19 protein-coding genes are annotated in these 19,536 nt (G+C 58.3%); 7 read left to right on the top strand and 12 right to left on the bottom strand.

The genetic code is table 11. The features are described from left to right. Positions 1-26 precede the first annotated feature (26 nt). The 4 genes from DET50_RS03665 (at position 27) to DET50_RS03650 (ending at position 5,788) form a co-directional block, all read left to right on the top strand. Entirely contained in the window at positions 27-1,523 is a 1,497-nt protein-coding gene (locus DET50_RS03665; RefSeq protein WP_113861516.1) for a type I restriction-modification system subunit M, read from the top strand. Beyond that, entirely contained in the window at positions 1,520-3,295 is a 1,776-nt protein-coding gene (locus DET50_RS03660; RefSeq protein ID WP_113861515.1) for a restriction endonuclease subunit S, read from the top strand. The genes DET50_RS03665 and DET50_RS03660 overlap by 4 nt, the downstream gene beginning before the upstream one ends. 19 nt (positions 3,296-3,314) lie before the next feature. Further along, positions 3,315-4,331 (top strand): Abi family protein, encoded by a 1,017-nt coding sequence (locus tag DET50_RS03655; protein WP_113861514.1) that lies wholly within the window; start codon positions 3,315-3,317, stop codon positions 4,329-4,331. 329 nt (positions 4,332-4,660) lie between these two features. After that, entirely contained in the window at positions 4,661-5,788 is a 1,128-nt protein-coding gene (locus DET50_RS03650; protein ID WP_113861513.1) for a Fic family protein, read from the top strand. Between the two features lie 61 nt (positions 5,789-5,849). Here the strand turns inward: DET50_RS03650 and DET50_RS03645 are convergent, their stop codons facing one another. Continuing rightward, entirely contained in the window at positions 5,850-6,110 is a 261-nt protein-coding gene (locus tag DET50_RS03645; RefSeq protein ID WP_113861512.1) for a hypothetical protein, read from the bottom strand. 415 nt (positions 6,111-6,525) lie between these two features. On the opposite strand from DET50_RS03645, the gene DET50_RS03640 reads away from it, so the two are divergent. Beyond that, the gene (locus DET50_RS03640) at positions 6,526-8,097 is read left to right on the top strand and encodes a hypothetical protein (RefSeq protein ID WP_113861511.1); all 1,572 of its coding nucleotides are present in this window, start codon (positions 6,526-6,528) and stop codon (positions 8,095-8,097) included. 61 nt (positions 8,098-8,158) lie between these two features. Here DET50_RS03640 and DET50_RS03635 read toward each other — a convergent pair whose 3' ends face one another. Beyond that, entirely contained in the window at positions 8,159-8,917 is a 759-nt protein-coding gene (locus DET50_RS03635) for a ParA family protein (protein ID WP_113861510.1), read from the bottom strand. A gap of 132 nt (positions 8,918-9,049) precedes the next feature. Between DET50_RS03635 and DET50_RS03630 the strand changes: the two genes are divergently transcribed. Further along, positions 9,050-9,862 carry an acyl-CoA thioesterase gene (locus tag DET50_RS03630; protein ID WP_113861509.1) on the top strand — a complete coding sequence of 271 codons (813 nt, stop codon included), beginning with the start codon at positions 9,050-9,052 and terminating at the stop codon, positions 9,860-9,862. Positions 9,863-9,875: 13 nt separating this feature from the next. Here the strand turns inward: DET50_RS03630 and DET50_RS03625 are convergent, their stop codons facing one another. Together DET50_RS03625 and DET50_RS19395 are read right to left on the bottom strand one after the other, a co-directional pair. Then, the gene (locus tag DET50_RS03625) at positions 9,876-10,265 is read right to left on the bottom strand and encodes a diacylglycerol kinase (RefSeq protein WP_113861508.1); all 390 of its coding nucleotides are present in this window, start codon (positions 10,263-10,265) and stop codon (positions 9,876-9,878) included. 45 nt (positions 10,266-10,310) lie between these two features. Next, on the bottom strand, positions 10,311-10,466 hold the full coding sequence (locus tag DET50_RS19395; RefSeq protein ID WP_181799919.1) for a hypothetical protein: 156 nt from the start codon (positions 10,464-10,466) through the stop codon (positions 10,311-10,313). 77 nt (positions 10,467-10,543) lie between these two features. Here DET50_RS19395 and rhtB point away from each other — a divergent pair, with 77 nt between their 5' ends. Next, positions 10,544-11,167 carry a homoserine/homoserine lactone efflux protein gene (rhtB, locus tag DET50_RS03620; protein WP_113861507.1) on the top strand — a complete coding sequence of 208 codons (624 nt, stop codon included), beginning with the start codon at positions 10,544-10,546 and terminating at the stop codon, positions 11,165-11,167. Here the strand turns inward: rhtB and DET50_RS03615 are convergent. The 8 genes from DET50_RS03615 to dctP form a co-directional block, all read right to left on the bottom strand. Beyond that, a complete protein-coding gene (locus DET50_RS03615) occupies positions 11,164-11,601 on the bottom strand; it encodes a DUF4124 domain-containing protein (protein ID WP_113861506.1) in 438 nt (145 codons plus the stop codon). The genes rhtB and DET50_RS03615 overlap by 4 nt on opposite strands. Before the next feature lie 278 nt (positions 11,602-11,879). Beyond that, the gene (gene glcF, locus DET50_RS03610; RefSeq protein ID WP_113861505.1) at positions 11,880-13,088 is read right to left on the bottom strand and encodes a glycolate oxidase subunit GlcF; all 1,209 of its coding nucleotides are present in this window, start codon (positions 13,086-13,088) and stop codon (positions 11,880-11,882) included. Between the two features lie 2 nt (positions 13,089-13,090). Next, on the bottom strand, positions 13,091-14,158 hold the full coding sequence (gene glcE, locus DET50_RS03605) for a glycolate oxidase subunit GlcE (protein WP_113861504.1): 1,068 nt from the start codon (positions 14,156-14,158) through the stop codon (positions 13,091-13,093). Continuing rightward, positions 14,151-15,623, bottom strand: a complete 1,473-nt coding sequence (locus DET50_RS03600; RefSeq protein ID WP_113861503.1) for an FAD-linked oxidase C-terminal domain-containing protein — start codon at positions 15,621-15,623, stop codon at positions 14,151-14,153. Before DET50_RS03600 ends, glcE begins: the two co-directional genes overlap by 8 nt. Before the next feature lie 91 nt (positions 15,624-15,714). Then, positions 15,715-16,140 carry a GlcG/HbpS family heme-binding protein gene (locus DET50_RS03595; RefSeq protein WP_092006440.1) on the bottom strand — a complete coding sequence of 142 codons (426 nt, stop codon included), beginning with the start codon at positions 16,138-16,140 and terminating at the stop codon, positions 15,715-15,717. Between the two features lie 22 nt (positions 16,141-16,162). Further along, the gene (locus tag DET50_RS03590) at positions 16,163-17,698 is read right to left on the bottom strand and encodes a TRAP transporter large permease (protein ID WP_113861502.1); all 1,536 of its coding nucleotides are present in this window, start codon (positions 17,696-17,698) and stop codon (positions 16,163-16,165) included. Continuing rightward, positions 17,695-18,399, bottom strand: coding sequence for a TRAP transporter small permease subunit (locus DET50_RS03585; RefSeq protein ID WP_113861501.1), 705 nt, complete (start codon positions 18,397-18,399; stop codon positions 17,695-17,697). The genes DET50_RS03590 and DET50_RS03585 overlap by 4 nt, the downstream gene beginning before the upstream one ends. 101 nt (positions 18,400-18,500) lie before the next feature. Then, positions 18,501-19,526: a TRAP transporter substrate-binding protein DctP gene (gene dctP / locus DET50_RS03580; protein ID WP_220150123.1), complete on the bottom strand. Its 1,026-nt coding sequence runs from the start codon at positions 19,524-19,526 to the stop codon at positions 18,501-18,503. Between the last annotated feature and the right edge of the window lie 10 nt (positions 19,527-19,536).

The raw sequence follows: 19,536 nt of genomic DNA, 5'->3' as shown, positions 1-19,536 counted from the left end.
TCCGTTTATTCAGGAACTGACCACCTATGTCTATCAGCACCACCATCAAATCCATCCAGGACATCATGCGCAAAGACGTAGGCGTGGACGGCGACGCCCAGCGCATCGGCCAGCTGGTCTGGATGCTGTTCCTGAAAATTTTCGACGACCGGGAAGATGAGTGGGCAATTACTCACGACGACTACAAGTCTCCGATTCCCGAACACCTCCGCTGGCGCAACTGGGCCGCCAACCCGGAAGGTATGACCGGCGACGAACTCAAGGACTTCATCGACAACACCCTGTTCCCCGGCCTGCAGAACCTGGAGCCGGCCGGTGACGACTACCGGGGCGTGGTCATCCGCAACGTGTTCGAGGATGCCTACAACTACATGAAGTCCGGCCAGCTCCTACGCCAGGTCATCAACAAGCTGCAGGACGGAATCGACTTCAACAAATCCGCCGAGCGCCACGAGCTGGGCGATATGTACGAGCAAATCCTCAAAGACCTGCAAAGCGCCGGCAACGCCGGTGAGTTCTACACCCCGCGGGCGGTAACCGAGTTCATGGTCAACCGGGTGGACCCGAAGCTGGACGAGAAAGTGATGGACCCGGCCTGCGGCACCGGCGGCTTCCTCACCTGCACCATCGAGCACAAACGTAGGAACTACGTGGACACACCGAAGGACGAGCAAACGCTGCAGAAGAGCATCCACGGAGTCGAGAAAAAGCCCCTTCCCCACCTGCTGGCCACCACCAACCTGATTCTGCACGGCATCGAAGTGCCGGACCAAATCAAGCACGATAACACCCTGGCCCGCCCGCTCATCAGCTGGGGCCCGAAAGAACGGGTAGACGTTATCGTGGCCAACCCGCCCTTCGGCGGTATGGAAGAAGACGGCATTGAAACCAACTTCCCCAGCGCCTTCCGCACCCGGGAAACCGCCGACCTGTTCATGACCCTCTTCATCCACCTGCTGCGGGACGGTGGCCGCGCGGCCGTGGTGCTGCCAGACGGCTTCCTGTTCGGCGAAGGCACGAAAACCCGGCTCAAGGAAAAGCTGCTGGAGGAGTGTAACCTGCACACCATCGTGCGCCTGCCCAACGGCGTGTTTAACCCCTACACCGGCATCAAGACCAACCTGCTGTTCTTCACCAAGGGCAAGCCCACCGAAACCGTTTGGTACTACGAACACCCCTACCCGGAAGGCTACAAGAGCTACAGCAAGACCAAGCCCATGAAGTTCTCGGAGTTCCAGACCGAAATCGACTGGTGGGGCACCGAGGCCGACGGCTTTGCCAGCCGCGAGGAAACTGAGCAGGCCTGGAAGGTGTCCATCGACGACATCAAGGCCCGCAACTACAACCTGGACATCAAGAACCCCCACGAAGGCGAACAGGTTAGCCACGACTCGGACGAACTGCTGGCCAAATACGAACAGCAACAGACCGAAATCCAGGAAATCCGCCACCAGCTGCGGGACATCCTGGCCGATGCGCTTTCTCACAACTGCGACGAGAACACCGACGGAGGTGCGGCGTGAGTGCCCGGGAGCTGATTACCGAACATCTGGATTTGTGGACCGGGGCGGTCACGAAGAAGTCCAGCAGTGGCCGGGGAAGCAATGGCAAGGTTGAGCTGACTGGGGTGAAGAAGCTACGAGAGTTTATCTTAGAGCTCGCTTTAAGAGGAAAGCTAACCGACCAATTGCTAACCGACGAGCCAGCCCGGGAATTTTTGGCGAGAGCAAAGATCGAGCGAGAAGCACTTGGTCAGGGGCCGGGCACACGGAATAGACCGGGCATTTCACCTGTAGATACCAAACCATTCGCCATACCTGAGAGCTGGTCATGGGAGCGGCTTGGAGATATTGGCCTAATCGCATCAAGTCGCCGAGTGCGGCAACGAGACTGGCAAGACAAAGGAATTCCCTTCTATCGCGCTCGTGAAGTTGTAAAGCTTTCGCAGCAAGGCTATGTAAATAACGAACTCTTTATATCAGAAGACTTGTTCAGCGAACTCGCTGAAAATGGACACATTCCAGAAGCAAACGACCTCATGCTTACGGGCGTTGGGACAATCGGGGTCCCCTACATCGTTAAGCAGGATGACAGGTTTTACTTTAAGGATGCCAGCGTCCTAATCTTCAAAAACTTTTTTGGAGTATGCCCGCAGTTTCTGTATTACTTTTGCCATTCTCCATTCTGGAAGCAATCCATCCACGAGGACAGTATGGGTACCACTGTCCACACGCTCACAATTGTTCGGGCCAACCAGGCCCTGATTCCGTTCCCACCAATCGAAGAACAACACCGCATCGTCCAGAAAGTCGATGAACTAATGGCCCTCTGCGACCGACTGGAGCAGCAAACCAGCCACCAGCTCGAAGCCCACGAAACCCTCGTGGACACCCTGCTCGGCACCCTCACCCAATCCGAAAACGCCACCGAACTGGCCGACAACTGGGCACGCCTTGCCGCCCACTTCGACACCCTGTTCACCACCGAACAGAGCATCGACAAGCTCATGCAGACCATCCTGCAACTGGCGGTGATGGGGCGATTGGTGGAGCAGGATGCGGGGGATGAGCCAGCGACTGAGCTGTTGAATCGGATTCAAGCCGGAAAAGACCACTTATCGCAGTCGTCGAAACAGAGAAAAGCCAAGCCACTTCCACCAATTTCCGAATTAGAGGAGCCTTTCTCACTGCCCTCGGGATGGGCACTTTCACGCTTAGATGACATCACAGACATCCAGGGTGGAATAGCAAAAGGCAAGAAGGTCACGGGCAAGAAAACACGCACCTTACCGTATCTCAGAGTGGCAAACGTCCAGCGGTCGTCACTCGATCTTTCAGAAATCAAAGAAATCGAGATAGCCGAAGATGAGGTCGAACGTTACCTCGTCCGCGAACGTGACCTACTCATTACCGAAGGTGGTGACTGGGACAAGGTAGGCAGAACCTCTATTTGGGATGGACGCATCGAGCCCATGGCACATCAGAACCATGTATTCAGGGCCAGATTAATCCTGAAAGAGCAGAACGAGCGATGGCTAGAACGATACCTGAACTCACAATTTGCAAGGGACTATTTCGCTAGCTCAAGCAAGCAGACCACCAACCTAGCGTCCATCAACAAAACCCAGCTTCGAAGTTGCACAGTGCCTCTGCCGCCGCTGGCGGAGCAGTACCGCATAGTCCAAAAAGTCGATGAACTCATGGCTCTCTGCGACCAACTCAAGGAGCGCCTGAACCAGGCCAGCGAAACCCGCTGTCATCTCGCAAAGGCGGTAGTCGAGAAGGCACTCAATTAACGAGGAAAGGAATTCCCACGTGTATCGAAAACCATGGCTAAGCTACAGGGAGCAGCTTCAAAAACTCAAAAGCAGGGGCCTTGCCGTCACAGATGAACCAAAGGCCCTTGAGTACCTGGAGCGCATCGGGTACTACCGCCTGAGCGGCTACTGGTACCCGTTTCGGGAACGCTCCGGCCTGTTCTGCCCTGTGGGTAAGGGCATCCGAAAAGGGAAGAAAATAAAGGCAACCAGCACCGTTCTGGACACCTTCAAGCCGGGCTCCTCGTTTGAGGCTGCCGTGCACCTGTACGTGTTCGACAAGAAGCTCCGTCTGCTAGTGCTGGATGCGCTAGAGCGCATTGAAGTTGCCTTGCGGGTCGATATTGCCCATACCCTCGGTAAGTACGACCCCTTTGCCTATCTGAATCCCGACTTGCTCTTCGAAGGTTTCGCCAAAGATACCGACAGCACGACAGGCCTGCCCCGACATGTAGACTGGATGAAAAAGCAGGCGACTCAAATCGCCCGGTCCAAAGAAGATTTCATCAAGCATAACAAGAATAAATACGGCCATCCTCTACCCATCTGGATCGCCTGTGAGGTTTGGGATTTCAACACTTTGTCAGAACTCTATGATGGCATGCGCCTGGACGACCAGGATGCCATCGCCAGCAAATACGGCGTCGGGAACGGTCGAATTCTGGCCTCATGGCTACGTAGTCTGAATTACCTGAGAAACGTGTGCGCCCATCACAGCCGCCTCTGGAACCGCAACATCATAGACCAGCCCAAAAAACCGCCTGAAGGCGTTGTACCGGATTTTGACAACGCCTGGGAGCCAGGAAACGAACACATCCCCGCACGGCCATTCCTGCTGCTGTGCATCTGCCAAAAGCTTCTCAGCGCCATCAACCCTTCTTCAAGCTGGTGGCAAAGGTTCTCTGATTTACTTGAGGAGTTTCCGGAAAATGAAACGCTCGGAATTGGCTGGGGTGCCTTTGGAGTAGCAGGCGAGTGGCGAGACTGGGAGTGCTTCGCGAAAAACGGGCAATAAAAAACCCCGCAGCAGCTTCACTGCTGAGCAGATCCACCGATTGGGGCCGTGTTAACGTTAATATTAACCATGAGGGTTACTTTTGACAACCGTTACAAGCTACGCAGACAAAAAACAACCAATCACGTCTTACCGGGGCTCAGGATAAGATTCTTTCCGACACTATTCGCCAGAGAACCACGACTTAGGGCGAACTGGAAATGCCTTGCGCCGGCTGGGTCAGGAAACCCAAGGAACATGGCCAGTGGCTGCCTAAAGTCTGGCCATTGAGCCGAAAAAACCACATAATCGGCTCAAAAGATGATCTGAATAGATGGACTAATCGCCTCATGTATATCTGGGAAAGACCCGACTGGCCTCACTTTGAATGGGAGGAAACAACCCTCCGACCGAAACTTGATGCTGTGCGCCTGTTGCAGGGGCGACTGGTGGGCCGGACAGAAGCCGCTTCCGATCATGCAGATCTGGATGTAGAGATGGATGCACTGATCCAGAATGCCATTCGCACAAGCGAGATAGAAGGAGAGTTTCTGGATGCGGGCTCCGTGCGCTCTTCGGTTGCTCGACAACTTGGGCTGGAGCAAGCCGGGGTCTCTGGCAGAACAACACCGGAGTCCGAATCACTGGTAGCGATTTTGCTCGAAGCAACACATGAGCCTGATCAGCCGATTACGCTCAACCAGTTGTGCCAATGGCAGTCTATGCTCTTCCCCGAAGGCCCCGGCCCCTTTCTCAAAATTCGTGTCGGGGAGTTACGCGGAGACCAACCAATGCAGGTGGTCTCCGGCCGTCTGGATCGTCCAAAGGTGCATTTCGAAGCGCCACCCCGTATTGGCCTGGAAGCGGCCCTGGATACGTTCATCGAGTGGTTCAACGATCCACCCTCGGATCTGGACGCAGTGCTCCGTGCCGGTATTGCGCATTTGTGGTTGATCACCTTACACCCGTTTGATGATGGCAATGGGCGCATTACCCGTGCAGTGACTGATCGCGCACTGGCCCAGGCTGAGCGAAAGTCTGTGCGCTTTTACGCGCTCAGTGCCGCCATCATGGCTCGACGAAACTCGTACTATGACATTCTGGAACGAACACAGAGCAGTGATCTGGATATCACAAGGTGGCTTTCCTGGTTTCTCGACACTTTGGAAGAAGCTCTCCAGCAAGCGCTGCTCAGAGTCGACCGGGTCCTGGTTAAAGCAAGATTCTGGCAACACCACTCCACCACGGTATTGAACGAGCGGCAGATCAAGGTGCTGAATCGCCTGCTGGACACGGCTGGCGAGGAATTTGAACAAGGTATCAATGCCCGCAAATACCAGTCTCTGACAAAGACCAGTAAAGCGACTGCAACCCGTGATCTGGCAGACCTGCTGGATAAAGGCTGCCTGGACCGGCTTCCCGGCGGTGGACGCAGTACCCGTTACACGCTGCCCTTGGAGCGGAACAGGAAAGAATGACTCCAACTAAGGCAACGACACACGACCAGACCGGCAAAGCACCGGAGAACCGGAATACGACCTAGTTGATCAAAGCGTCCGTTCCCGGCTTGCTGCACACCTGCCAGTCCACCACATTGCCTTCAGGATCGAAGTGGACGAAGCCGGCAAAGCCATCATCGTGGACCCAGGTCTTCACGTAGCCGACCACCTCGCCATCGTCCTTGCACAGATCGAACGTGGACTTGCTGTCGTCATCTGGAGCTTCGGTTTCCGTTTCGTGGGGCTGGATCGTGAGCTGGGAATCGTTAAGCGGGAAAAGTTCAAGGTGACGCGCGCTCATATGGGGGCACTCCCTGATTACGAACGGTTACATTTAAATCGTGCTCCAATATAACCCAGGTACATGACAGAAATACTGCCCCCGATCATTTTTCTAAGACCAATCCGGGATAAACCGTATGGTTTCAAGACAGTTTGTTTCTGAAGGGCCGGGCACCGTTTCCCTGGATTGAAACAGGCATAAAAAAACCGGGAAGCAGAACTCCCCGGTTACACGAAATGACACGATAAAAGAAAACTCAACGATGCAGATCGAGCTTTTCTAAACGTTACTTTGCCAGCACCGCGTTTCAGAATTATGACAATGGCACCCCGTGCCAGCAGCTTGGCCGCCACGCCCTCACACTACAGGTTTAACATCCCTGTCACGGATATCCCCTACTCTCTTGCTCTCATTTCAAAGGAGAGCAGTACTCATGTCCGGAGATTCTTCCCTGCTGGTTGAAAAACTCTGGCGCCTGAAACGGCGCATTGATAAAGGCGCCTGCCCCGGTGTCGAGTTCGTTCACCTGAATACCCTGCTGCGGGAGCCCGCCTATCGGGCCGATGTGCTCAGGCGGGTCGAGCAGTCCGGGAACGCTGAGCTCAAGGCCCTGGCCCGGGAAATCACCCTCAATGATGACGGCCAACCACTGATGGTGAAGGAAAGCACCAGCCGCCTGGCTTCCGCTCAGGAACCAGAAAAAGCGGGCAAAGGATGGCTCAGGCGCAACGCTCTGTTTGCCCTGCCGGTGCTGGCAGTGGCCGGGGTTGCAGCCGGCTTTACCGCCTTCGAGAACCGTGCCGAAAGGATTGATTCGGACATTGTCATCGACACCACTTGGAAAACGGGCAAACGCTACATCCTGGAAAAGACTATCTACGTTGAGAACGCCCATCTCACAATCGAGCCCGGCGCGATCATCGAGGGTGAGGGTGGTTCCGCACTGGTGGTGACACCCAGCGCCAAACTGTTCGCCCGGGGCAAGGCAGACAGCCCGGTCATCTTCACCAGTGCCAGAGCCGAGGGTGAACGCGCCCGGGGCGACTGGGGTGGCGTGGTTCTGCTGGGCAAGGCGCCGGTCAACGAACCACAAGCGTCCATTGAAGGTCTGCCCGAGGGCGAAACCCGGGGATCGTTTGGCGGCAGCAATGCCAGCCATTCCTGCGGAGTTGTCGAGTATACCCGCATCGAGTTCGCCGGATATGAGGTCTACAAGGACAATGAACTGAACGGACTGACCCTGGGCGGCTGCGGCAGCAACACGATTGTCCGCAACGTTCAGGTTCACCGGGCACTGGATGATGGCATCGAGATGTTCGGAGGCACAGTGGACCTGAAGAACATCGTGATCACGGGCGCCGGTGATGACAGCGTCGACTGGGACTGGGGCTGGCGTGGCAACGTACAGTTTGCCGTCATCCAGCAGTACCCGGATGCCGGTGACAACGGTTTTGAGGGCGACAACAACGGCAGCAACCATGAGGCCACGCCCCGGTCGGAACCGGTGTTTTACAACGTTACCATGGTCGGTGGCGGCAATACCCAGAAACAGCACCGGGCCATGGTACTCCGGGAAGGTTCCGGTGGGCACTTCCATAACATGCTGATCGACAGCTACGGCATCGAGGCCCTGGATACCCGTGATGACGCCCTGTCCCTGACCAGCCGCCAACTCCTGAGCTTTACCAACAATATCCTCGCGAATCTGGGACACCTTGGACGGGTTGAACAGGAACAGGACGACGATGATTTTGGTTTTGACGAACAGGCCTGGATGGCAGAACCAGCCAATAGCAATGTGGCCCGGGTTGAACCCGCCCTGTTCCCCAACGCCAAGGCACTGGTCAAGCCGGATTTCACGCCGAGGGTACCGCTGAGGCAAATGAAAGCGACGCGCCCGCCACAAAGCGAGTTCTTTGATGAATCCGCTGATTTCGTGGGAGCCATCAGCCCGGTGGCTTCGGGCAGCTGGCTCGATGGCTGGACCGCGTTCCCGGAATCCTGATCTTTTCAGCCGCATCCACCCACTGCGCCAGGGACGGCGCTTTCGGGGAGTGATTCAGGCTTTAGCCGGGTCTACGTTTCCAGAGATCACGGCGGATTCCGGCCCATATCTGCCGGTAAACCTCAGCCGCCGGGCTATGGGGAGCCAACCGTTCCAGCGGCAGCCCCTCTTCGCCCATGCGCTCCACCACGCTGGCATAGGGTACGGCCACGCCCATATTGTTCGGCAGAACCTCGCTGCCCTGCTCCACAATTTCCTTGTGCAGGTTTTTCCGGCGATCGACCATGGAGAAAAAGGGGCGCAACTTGCGGGCGCCGAGTTTCTTGTCCTTCACAAACTGCTGCAACTGGTTCCAGCTGTTCACCGCCAGCCAGGTGGGCACCACCGGCACATACACCCGGTCTGCCACTTCCAGCACCTGCTCGGTCAACCGTGAAAGCGTGGGCGGGCAATCCAGGATCACCAGGCTGGTCTCTTCAGACAGAGGCGCGAGCATGTCCCGAAGGACATTAGTGCCGGATTCCTGCTCCAGCTTGATGTCAAAATTGCGAAAACTGGTGTGGGCGGGGATGAAGTCCAGTCCGGGATAAACGTCGTCGTGGATGAACTTGGCGATGGGCGCCTTGCCCTCGAGCAGCTTGGATAACTTTCGCCCCTTAACCGTTTCCGCGCCTGCCAGGTAGAAACTGGAGGCGCCCTGGGGATCCAGATCCCATAACAGGGTGCGGCAGTTATCCTGACTCGCCAGATAAGCAATGTTGACGGCCGCCGCTGTCTTGCCAACACCGCCCTTGGGGCTGTAAAAAGCAATGATCCTCATTGAGGCCTGACTCCCGACTTTCCTTGTGTAACCAGAGCGTACAGGGTAGCAGCCACACCATAGCCCTTTATGAAGCTTTTGTTACACTGGACGCTTCGCAAGCTACGTAAAACCAAAAACAACGAGGTAACCATGAATTCGCCGTCGCATGTGTTTGATCAAGCGGTGTCCCTCCGGCTAGTCAGTACCGGAGTTTTCTCGGGGCAAACCAGCCCTGCCTACCAGAACATGGTGGGCCCTTTTGGCGGCGTGACCGGCGCGACTCTGCTCAATGCCGTGCTCAGCCATGACGAGCTGCTGGGCGAGCCGATCTCCCTGACCGTGCACTTCGCGGCTCCCATTGCCGAAGGCGAATTCGAGGCCCGGGCCAGACCGATCCGGACCAACCGCAGCAGCCAGCACTGGTTCGCTGAGCTGGTTCAGGGAGAGGAAGTGGTTGCCTTTGCCACCGCCGTGACCGCCAGGGGGCGGGACACCTGGAGTACCACCGATGCCAGTTTCCCGGAGGTGCCGCCGGCCGAAGAGGTCAAGCAAACACCCATGCGCCAGGGCGCGCCGGTGTGGACCCGCTGCTACGACATGCGGTTCATCGAAGGTGCCCTGGGCGGTCAACCGAGTGAAAACCATCCCTCGGAGAGCCTGCTATGGATGCGGGATGAACCACCCCGGCCGCTGGACTATCTGTCACTGGCAGCCCTGTGCGACGTGTTCTTCCCGAGGATCTACATTCGCCGCCCCAAACTGGTACCGATCGGTACCGTTGCACTGACCACCTACTTCCACGCAGATGCGGAGCAGCTACGCGAGCTGGACACTGCCCATGTACTGGGTCATGCCCGGGGCCTGCATTTCGGTAACGGCTTCTTCGACCAGAGCGCCGAAGTCTGGAGTGCGGATGGCCGGCTTCTGGCCACCAGTCATCAGGTGGTGTATTTCAAGGAGTAGCGCGGCCGGGGGATCAGACCAGGATCACCAGCCAGGCGACAACGATCATCACCAGGCCGATGAACTGTGCCGCGCTGCCCATGTCTTTCGCGTTCTTGGAGAGCGGATGTAGCTCCATGGACACCCGATCCACAACGTTTTCGACGGCGGTGTTGAGCAGTTCGATGGCCAGTGACAGCAGCGGCACAATCATCAGAATGGCCCGCTCCGCGCGGCTCACATCGAGGGACAAGGCGATCGGCTGCAAGATCACGTTGATCAGGACCAGTTGCCGGAAGGCGGCCTCATTCAGGAAGGCTGTCCTCAGGCCCATCATGGAATAGCGGGTGGCCTTGAGGATGCGGACGATGCCCTTCTCTCCCTTGAGCGAGGAGGCATTGCCGGTTTCGATGGAATCGGACATGGGAATGGAAATTCTGTGCAGTGGAAGATTTTCGTAAAACCACGATCACGCGGCCTTGCGAAAATCCTCCATCCGCACAGACTTGTCACGGTTGCGCTTGTATTTGGTTTTGTCCTCGACAACCCGCATCTGGTATTTTGGCGTTCTCAGCTCCCGCTGCACGGCACTGTGCCGGGTCGCTTTGGCGCGTTTTTTGGCCATTTCAGCTACTCCTCGTTAATGGCTGGATTCGAACAGGCATTATTATAACACCCCCTGAGAATTCAAGAGCGTAAGGAATGACACTCACCCTCTGGCTGACCTTTCTGGTAGCAGCGATCCTGATCAGCGTCTCCCCCGGGGCAGGCGCTGTGAACACCATGAGCAATGGGCTGCGCTACGGCGTGAAACGGTCACTGCCGGCCATTCTTGGGCTTCAGCTGGGCTATGGCGCGCAGATTGTCCTGGTGGGCGCGGGCCTTGGCGCCATTGTCGCATCTTCCGCGACCGCACTGATCGTCATCAAATGGGTGGGCGTGGCCTACCTGGTGTGGCTGGGTATCCAGAAATGGCGGGAACCGGTGATGGAAGCCGTCGAGGAAGATCAGAGCGCCATCAGTCACCGCCGGCAGTTCTGGAATGCCGCGCTGGTAAACCTGACCAACCCCAAGGCCACGGTATTCCTGGTGGCTTTGTTCCCGCAATTTCTGATCGCCGATGCGCCCCATGGCCCGCAGCTGATCACCATGGGCACCACACTGATCCTGGTGGATTGCCTGGTGATGCTGGGCTATGCCCTGCTGGCCAGCCAGCTGTTCCGGTTCATGACCACGCCGCAACGGCAGCGGCAGATGAACCGGGTGTTCGGCGGTCTGTTCGTGACCGCCGCCATGGCACTGGCCAGCTTCAAGCGCGCAGCCTAACGCAGGATGCACTCCCGGCTGTAAGCCTTGCTCAGGCGCCGCCGTTTTTCCCGCAGGCTGTTGCCGCGGTCATTCTTGTAACCTGCCCGTAGCCGGGACTGGATTCGGTCGAGCTTGTTGCGGTAGCTGTCGCACGCCTTCTCATGTTTATCCTCGCTCTGGCGCGTGCTCCGGGATTTGCGTGGTGTATTCGAGCTGGACAGCATGGTCTGCACCTCGTCCCGGGTGGCCGAGATTTTCCGGGATTGGCGGAGGTTCTCGGACATGGGGACGGTGACCGGATTCCGGAGCTCGAGCTCCCGGTGCGGCAGGCGTCTGGGTGGCTTGTCGGAGAAATGGATGGCGCCGTTGGCGTCCGTCCAGCGGTAAACTTCGGCATGGGCCGGGGTGGTGGCTAACAGGCAAAGCAGGGCTGTGGCCTTGATCCTTGGCATGGGTTCACGTCCTGTGAAGTTGGTTTTTTTGAAGTAGGGGTCTGATGAACTCGTTCATCTGACCCCGTTTTCACCTCGGTGCCAGACTATAGCCCACTTGGTGGCTGACTTGAACTTGGGGTCAGATGAAAGACTTCATCAGACCCCTGAGATGTAGTCCACCTGGGGGCTGGGGTGAACTTGGGGTCAGATGAAGGACTTCATCAGACCCCTGGGGTGGGACCCCAGGAGTGAAAATGGGGTCAGAAGAAAGCTTTCTTCTGACCCCGTCTTCGTGATCACTGGTCGAGCAGCTCGATCCAGTGATTCACCTGCACCGGGGACTTGGTCTCCAGGTGCATCTGGCAGCCGATGTTGGCGGTCACGATGCGGTCCGGGTTATCCACGGTCAGAGCCTTGAGCTTGTTGTCCAGCAGCTTCTGGCTCAGCTCGGGCTGCAGCACCGAGTAGGTGCCGGCGGAGCCACAGCACAGATGCTTGTCCCTGGTCTGCGCCAGTTCGACGCCGGCCCTGATCAGGACCTGCTCAACCACCCCGCTCTGCTTCATGGCGTGCTGCAGGGTGCACGGGCAGTGGAATGCCACCTTGCCCGGGCTCTGGTTGAGCTTGAGCTTTTCCAGGTCCTGCTTGAGCAGGAACGCGCCCAGATCAGTGCACAGTTCGCTGACTTTCTTGGCCTTGGCGGCATAGACCGGATCATCCTTCAGCAGGTGACCGTAGTCCTGCACCATGGCACCACAACCGGACGCGGTCATGACGATCGCCTCCGCGCCGGCCTCGATGGCGGGCCACCAGGCGTCGATGTTCTGGCGCATCCGCTCCAGGCCTTTCTCATGCTCGGACAGATGGTAGTTCACCGCGCCGCAGCAGCCGGCTTCCGGTGCTTCGACCATGGTGATACCCAGCTTGTCCAGAACACGGGCCGCAGCAGCGTTGGTATTGGGCGTTGCCGAGGGCTGAACACAGCCGGCCAGGGCCAGTACAACCCGGTTATGACTCGCCGCAGGCCACGGGCTCGCGCTCTTGCGCGGCGGCACCTTGGTGCGCAGTTTCTCCGGCAACACCGGGCGGAACACCTGCCCCATGCGCAGCAGCAGGCCGAACAGCTGCCGGTTCGGCAGCACCCGCGCCAGGCCCCAGCGCAGCCATTTGTCCTTCGGTTCCCGGGGCACTTCCTTCTCGATCAGACCACGGCTGATATCCACCAGCCGGCCATACTGAACGCCGGACGGACAGGTGGTCTCGCAACTGCGACAGGTCAGGCAGCGGTCCAGATGATCGCGGGTTTTCTCGGTGATTTCCTCACCTTCCAGGAACATCTTCATCAGGTAGATCCGGCCACGGGGACCGTCACGCTCGTCGTTCAGTTCCTGGTAGGTCGGGCAGGTGGCGGTACAGAAACCACAGTGCACGCAGGCCCTGAGGATGGACTCGGCCTCCTGTCCTTCGGGAGTATTGGCAAATTGTTGAACCAGATTCGTTTGCATAATTACAACCAGCTATAGAGACGGCCGGGATTGAAGATGCCGTCAGGGTCGAACGAGTTCTTCACACGGCGCTGGATGGCTTTCAGCGCCTCGGGTTGGCTGTGCATGACTTCGCCTGAGCGATCGCCACCACGGAACAGACTCACCTGACCACCGGCGGTCCTGGCCAGCGGTTCCAGGTCTCCGAGGGTGGCCTCGCCACGGAACCAGCGCTGGGAGCCGGCCCAGTCGATGAACCAGTTACCTTCAACCTTGGGGTTGGGCGCGGTGGAATCCACCGAGAAACGCCAGAGCGGCGCTTCGTTGCCGGCGAAAAATTCGTGCTGCATGTCGCGCACCTGTTGCCAGAAGTCATCACCGCCTTCCATCACGTCTCCGGACCATTTCTCGGCCGTCGCCTCAACGGCGGACCGGGCACCGGACAGGTGCAGGTACACCTTGCCATCGACCCAGCAGGCACCGGTGATGGGCTTGGGCTCACCGGCCCGGCGGTTCATGTAGTCGATGACGTCTTCCAGGGCCATCTCTTCCACCAGCGTCGCCGTAGCAGCCGGCTTCGGCATCACCTTCATGCTGATTTCCGTGATGGCGCCGAGGGTACCCATGGCACCGGCCTGCAGGCGGGAGACGTCGTAACCGGCCACGTTCTTCATGACCTGGCCGCCAAAACGCATGTGCTCGCCCTTGCCGTTCAGCAGACGGATGCCCAGTACCTGGTCCCGGACCGAGCCGGACCAGGGCCGGGCCGGCCCGGACAGGTTGCACGCCAGGGTGCCGCCGATGGTGGAGGCATCACCGAACCGGGGCGGCTCGAAGTGCAGGCACTGTCCCTCTTCGGCCAGCGCCGCCTCGATGTCCCTGATCGGTGTACCGGCGCGCACGGTGAGCACCAGTTCCACCGGATGGTATTCCACGATGCCGGTGTGTTCAGCCAGGCTGAGGGTGCCGGCTTCGGAGTCGGCAGAGCGACCCATGAATGACTTGGTGCCGCCACCGACGATGTTGAGTTTCTGCCCGTTGGTGCGGGCCTGGAGAACTTGCTCCTGTAACTGTTGGGTCATATCAGCCATGGGCGGCGTCCGTCTGTTCGTGCTTGTGTTGCTTGTGTTCGATGGAGCGGTATTCCTGGCAGAACTTGAGGGTGGGAACCCCCTTGCCCGGGTTCAGGATGCCGGTCGGATCAAACGCGGCTTTGACGTCGTGGAACTGCTGCAGCTCTTCATCATTGAACTGCACCGCCATCTGGCGGATCTTCTCGACGCCAACACCGTGCTCACCGGTGATACAGCCACCCACTTCCACACACAATTCGAGGATCTTGCTACCGAATGCCTCGGTGGTCTCGAATTCACCCGGTACGTTCGCATCGAACAGGATCAGCGGGTGCAGGTTGCCGTCTCCGGCGTGGAACACGTTCGCGACGCGCAGGCCGTACTCGTCGGACATCTTGTCCATTTCCAGCAGGACACGGGCGAGATGGCGACGGGGAATGGTGCCATCCATGCAGTAATAATCCGGGGAAATACGCCCGACCGCCGGGAAGGCGGACTTGCGGCCCTTCCACAACAGGGCACGCTCCTCCTCGCTCTGGGAGGTCCGGATCGACGTTGCCCCCAGCTTGCGGAAAACTTCCTCGGCCTCGGCGATGTGTTCGTGCACCTCTTCTTCGGTGCCATCCACCTCGCACAACAGCAGCGCCTTGGCATCACGCGGGTAACCGGCCTGGGCAAAGTCGTCCGCGGCGACAATCGCGTGGCTGTCCATCATTTCCAGGCCCCCCGGGATGATGCCGTGGGAAATGATGCCGCCGACGGCATCGCCGCCCTTCTCCACACTGTCGAAGCCGGCCATGATCACCTGGGCCACCTCTGGCTTGGGCAACAGCTTGACCTTCACTTCGGTCACCACACCCAGCAGACCTTCCGACCCGGTAATCAGCGCCAGCAGGTCCATACCACAGCTATCCAGACCGTCACTGCCGATGGTGATCAGGTCGCCCTCGGCGGTCACCATCTCGACACTCAGGATGTTGTGAACGGTCAGGCCGTATTTGAGGCAGTGAACGCCCCCGGAGTTCTCCGCCACGTTGCCGCCGATGGTGCAGGCGATCTGGGACGAGGGATCCGGGCCGTAATACAGGCCGTATTGGGCCGCCTCTTCGCTGATGGCGAGGTTACGGACACCCGGCTGCAGCCTCGCCGTTCGACCGAGCGGATCGATCTTGATAATCCGGTTGAACTTGGCCAGCGAGAGCACCACCCCTTCCTTGTGCGGCATGGCGCCGGCGCAAAGGCCGGTTCCGGCACCGCGGGCAACCACAGGTACGTCGTTTTCGTGGCAGATGCGCATCACACGTTGCACCTGTTCCACGGTCTCCGGCAGAACCACGAGCATGGGCATCTCGCGGTACATCGCGAGGCCATCGCACTCGTAGGGTTTCAGGGTTTCGTCATCGGTGATGACGTATTCCGGATCAATGAATGACCGGAACTGCTCCGCCAGCTGCGCTTTGCTGGCTTTCGGCTTGGTATTCATAACGTTCTCTGATTCTGGATGTCGTCGAATCCGCCTGGCCGCGGATAACGTGGGCGGGCCCGATTGCCCGCCCGTTCAGGTGAGACAGCGCTTACTTGCGTTTGGTTTCGAAATAGTCGATACCCGCCTGGGCGCAGTCCATGTCCTGCTGTGGCGTGCCCGAGCTGAGACCGATACCACCGACTACCTCACCGTTGACGATCACCGGCAGGCCGCCACCGACGGAGCTGATGCGACAGCCCACTTCCGTATGGATACCGAAGGCCAGACTACCCGGCGTGTTCACCTTGTTGTAGTCGTGGGTGGCTTTCTTGGCTGCCGCTGCGGTGAACGCCTTGTCCTGGGCAATGGTCACACTGGTGATCTTGCCGCCGTCCATACGCTCGAACGCAATCAGGTTACCAGACTCGTCAACCACCGCGATGCACATGGGAACACCGATCTCGCGGGCTTTTTCAGCCGCGCCTTCAATCAGGATCCGTGCGTCGGCAATATCCAGCCGATTGATCGTCAACATATCGTTTTACTCCTTGAATTGATTAACCGTAAACCAGCCCTGGCAGCCAGGTGACGATGCCGGGGATGAGAATACACATGAACAGTCCGAAGGCCTGGATCGCCAGGAACACCAGGGACGACTTGAAGATCGTGCCCATGGAGATTTCCGGCGGGCATACGCCGCGGATGTAGAACAGCGCGTAGCCGAACGGCGGACTGAGGAAGGACATCTGCATGTTGACCAGGTAGAGCACACCGAACCAGAGCACCACGTCCTCACCGGCCACCGGCGGGAAGCCCAGCAGGCCCGGGAATTCCAGTGCTTCGACGATCGGAATGAAGATGGGCACTGCCAGCAGCAGAATGCCTACCCAGTCCAGGAACATGCCGAGAATGACCAGCAGTACCATCAGCAGGAACAGGATGCCGTAGGCCGACAGACCGGTTCCGAGAATGGCATCCGTCACAAACTGCTGACCGCCCTGCAGGATGTAGAAGCCAACGAACACCGAGGCACCAAACATGATCCACAGCACCATGGCGGATGCCTTGGCGGTGGTCACGGATGCCTCCTTGAGGCCACCGATAGAGAACTTGCCATGCATCATGGCAACCACGATGGCACCGAAGGAACCGATACCAGCGGCCTCAACGGGCGTTGCAATACCACCGAACAGCAGGCCCAGCACCAGGAACACCAGGATCAGCGGAGCGATCAGGCTTTTCAGGAGAAGGAGCTTTTCCCTGAAGGAAATGCGCTCTTCCACCGGCACTGGGGGGCCCAGCTTCGGGTTGATCCAGCTGCGGATCAGCACATACGCAATGTAGAAGCCGGACAGCAGCAGGCCCGGAATGATGGAACCGAGGTACAGTTCTCCCACCGACTGCTGTGCCACAACGGCATAGAGGATGGCCAGAATCGACGGCGGAATCAGGATCCCGAGGGTACCACCGGCCATGATCGAACCGAGTGCAATCTTGTGGTCATAGCCACGCTTGAGCATCGCCGGCAGGGCAATGATACCCATAGTGACCACTGCGGCCCCGATAACGCCCACCATGGCCGCGAGAATGGTTGAGGCCAGGATGGTGGCTGTTGCCAGACCGCCACTGAGGCCGCCCATCCACTTGTAGACCACACTGAACATTTCCTCGATCAGGCCCGCGCGCTCCAGCATGGAGGCCATGAAGATGAACAGCGGTATCGCGGCCAGGTCGGAGTTGGTCATCATCGGGAAGATGCGGCTCGGCACGATGTTAAGCATCAGCGAGTCGCCCACCAGATAGATGAACATGACGCCGAGGCCGCCGGTCACGAATGCCAGCGGCAGGCCCATCATCAGGGCCACGGCCAGGGAACCGAACATCAGATAGGTCAGAGGCCCGATCTTGACGTCCGAAAGACTGCCCGCGAGCTTGAACAGGAATTTCTCATCGCTCCAGGGGTCGTAGAAAAGAATGTTGATCATCTCAACACAGATGATGAAAGCCAGCGCCACAGTGGCGGCAATCATCAGCCAGGTGCTCAGCTTACCGATCAGGTTGCTGCCCGGCGCAGTTGTTGTATTTGTGCTCATGCGGTGCGCTCCCGGCCAAGACGGACGAACAGGACGATATCCTTGATCAGCTTGGATATGCCTGCCAGTAACAGAAGGAATGAACCCAGTACCATCATGCCTTTCACCGGCCAGTACTGGATGCCCCAGGTCTCAACCGTGGTTTCATTCATGGAGTAGGAGTTCTGGAAGAAGGTCCAGGAGGTAATCAGCAGTACCAGAGCGAACATGAAGAAGAACATGGAGGTAAAGATATCCATGCCGACCCTGCCCCGTACCGGCAACAGGTTATACATCACGTCAACCCGCACGTGGGCGCCGTGAAGCATGGCGAACGCTCCGGCCAGCAGGTACTGCATGCCCAGCAATAGAAAGCTGGATTCATGCACCCAGATGGTCGGCATGTTGAAGAGGTAGCGCATGACCACTTCAAAGAAATAGAACACGACGGCATTCACCGTCCAGAACGACACGAACAGACCGGACTTGTCACAAATCCAGTCAACCACCTTGGTAAACCAGTTGCCCTCGAACTGGAGATAGATCAGCGGGTCGTCCTCTTCCGCCTGCAGCTCGCCCGGTGTCAATTCCGGTTCGGCAGTCTCGCCTCCATGGCCACTACTCCACTTGTCCCAGGCCATCATGATCAGCGGCATGACCGCAAGCCAGCCCCAGTAGAACCAGTGCGGCAATACGAATCCGAAACCTTCAAGATCAGACATGTTGTTGCATCCTCAGCCACAAAACGGGGAAGGCGGAACGTCTCCTTCGGAGCTGTCCCTGTCCTTCCCCTCGTTTCTTTTTTTATTGATTCAAGAAGGCGTTACCGGCCCGGCACACCCTCAAGGTCAGACTCGTCAACATAGCCCACAGTCTCGTTCATCATGTACTCGAGCTGCATGTCGAAGATGGCACGGGCGTCCTCATCCTTGTTGGCCCACTTGTACCAGATCGGAATGGCCGCGCGACGGAATTCCTGGAGGTCTTCCTGGCTCAGACGGGTAACGGTGTCGCCCGCTTCCTTGAACTTCTCCATGGCTTCGATGTTGCGCTTCTGAATGGTCAGGTAGTGCTTCTGGGAATAGTTGCGCACTTCGTCCTCAACCAATTGCTGGAGTTTTGGATCCAGGGCGTTCCAGGCGCGCAGGTTGACGGTCAGGTCCATCAGGTCCACCGGCTGGTAGACGGACATGACGCCAGGAGGTCCGAACATGATGTAGTCGGTCACCTGGGAGAAGCCCAGTTCCCAGTTCACCGCGGGGCCTACGTAGTCAGCCGCGTCGATGGTGCCCTTCTCCAGGGCCGGGAAGATGTCGGAACCCGGCAGGCTCACGGTGGAAACACCGAACTGCTGGAATACCTCGGCCACCATGCCACCCGGCACACGGATCTTCATGCCCTTGAGGTCTTCAAGGCTGTTTACCGGCTTCTTGGAGTGGATGATGTTGGCGTCGTGCTGGATCGGGCCAACGTAGAACAGGCCGTACTTCTTGTAGATTTCCCGGGTCTTTTCCAGCATGCCCATGGAGTAGAACATGGTGTCCCACTGGTGAGGCTGGTCCGGACCGGCGGGGTAGGAAGACAGGAATACGGAGGCCGGAATCTTGCCGGACCAGTACAGGGTGAACGGGTTCATACCCTGCAGAACGCCGTTACGAACGGAATCGAACAGGGCGTTATTGTCGGCAGCAACGGCCTTGGCCGGGAACGGCTTGAAGATCAGCTCGCCGCCGGACTTCTCTTCCATGCTGTTGCACCATTCTTCGAACAGATCATAGCCGACGGTACCGGCATCCCATACAGACTGGATCTTCCAGGTAGTGGCGGCATGGGCCTGGCCGGCGCCCATCATCATTGCG

The sequence above is a fragment of the Marinobacter pelagius genome (genome assembly GCF_003315345.1).
Lineage (GTDB): Bacteria > Pseudomonadota > Gammaproteobacteria > Pseudomonadales > Oleiphilaceae > Marinobacter > Marinobacter pelagius_A.
Note: the sequence above shows the minus strand (reverse complement) of the source record. Positions and strands in the feature narration are given on the sequence as shown.

What these genes read in the sequence shown, in the direction of transcription:
- DET50_RS03665 (WP_113861516.1), top strand. Translation starts at nt 27, where the DNA reads ATGTCTATCAGCACCACCATCAAATCCATCCAGGACATCATGCGCAAA.
- DET50_RS03650 (WP_113861513.1), top strand. Translation starts at nt 4,661, where the DNA reads ATGTATATCTGGGAAAGACCCGACTGGCCTCACTTTGAATGGGAGGAA.
- DET50_RS03645 (WP_113861512.1), bottom strand. Translation starts at nt 6,110, where the DNA reads ATGAGCGCGCGTCACCTTGAACTTTTCCCGCTTAACGATTCCCAGCTC.
- DET50_RS03640 (WP_113861511.1), top strand. Translation starts at nt 6,526, where the DNA reads ATGTCCGGAGATTCTTCCCTGCTGGTTGAAAAACTCTGGCGCCTGAAA.
- DET50_RS03635 (WP_113861510.1), bottom strand. Translation starts at nt 8,917, where the DNA reads ATGAGGATCATTGCTTTTTACAGCCCCAAGGGCGGTGTTGGCAAGACA.
- DET50_RS03630 (WP_113861509.1), top strand. Translation starts at nt 9,050, where the DNA reads ATGAATTCGCCGTCGCATGTGTTTGATCAAGCGGTGTCCCTCCGGCTA.
- DET50_RS03625 (WP_113861508.1), bottom strand. Translation starts at nt 10,265, where the DNA reads ATGTCCGATTCCATCGAAACCGGCAATGCCTCCTCGCTCAAGGGAGAG.
- DET50_RS19395 (WP_181799919.1), bottom strand. Translation starts at nt 10,466, where the DNA reads ATGGCCAAAAAACGCGCCAAAGCGACCCGGCACAGTGCCGTGCAGCGG.
- rhtB (WP_113861507.1), top strand. Translation starts at nt 10,544, where the DNA reads ATGACACTCACCCTCTGGCTGACCTTTCTGGTAGCAGCGATCCTGATC.
- DET50_RS03615 (WP_113861506.1), bottom strand. Translation starts at nt 11,601, where the DNA reads ATGCCAAGGATCAAGGCCACAGCCCTGCTTTGCCTGTTAGCCACCACC.
- glcF (WP_113861505.1), bottom strand. Translation starts at nt 13,088, where the DNA reads ATGCAAACGAATCTGGTTCAACAATTTGCCAATACTCCCGAAGGACAG.
- glcE (WP_113861504.1), bottom strand. Translation starts at nt 14,158, where the DNA reads ATGGCTGATATGACCCAACAGTTACAGGAGCAAGTTCTCCAGGCCCGC.
- DET50_RS03600 (WP_113861503.1), bottom strand. Translation starts at nt 15,623, where the DNA reads ATGAATACCAAGCCGAAAGCCAGCAAAGCGCAGCTGGCGGAGCAGTTC.
- DET50_RS03595 (WP_092006440.1), bottom strand. Translation starts at nt 16,140, where the DNA reads ATGTTGACGATCAATCGGCTGGATATTGCCGACGCACGGATCCTGATT.
- DET50_RS03590 (WP_113861502.1), bottom strand. Translation starts at nt 17,698, where the DNA reads ATGAGCACAAATACAACAACTGCGCCGGGCAGCAACCTGATCGGTAAG.
- DET50_RS03585 (WP_113861501.1), bottom strand. Translation starts at nt 18,399, where the DNA reads ATGTCTGATCTTGAAGGTTTCGGATTCGTATTGCCGCACTGGTTCTAC.
- dctP (WP_220150123.1), bottom strand. Translation starts at nt 19,526, where the DNA reads ATGGGCGCCGGCCAGGCCCATGCCGCCACTACCTGGAAGATCCAGTCT.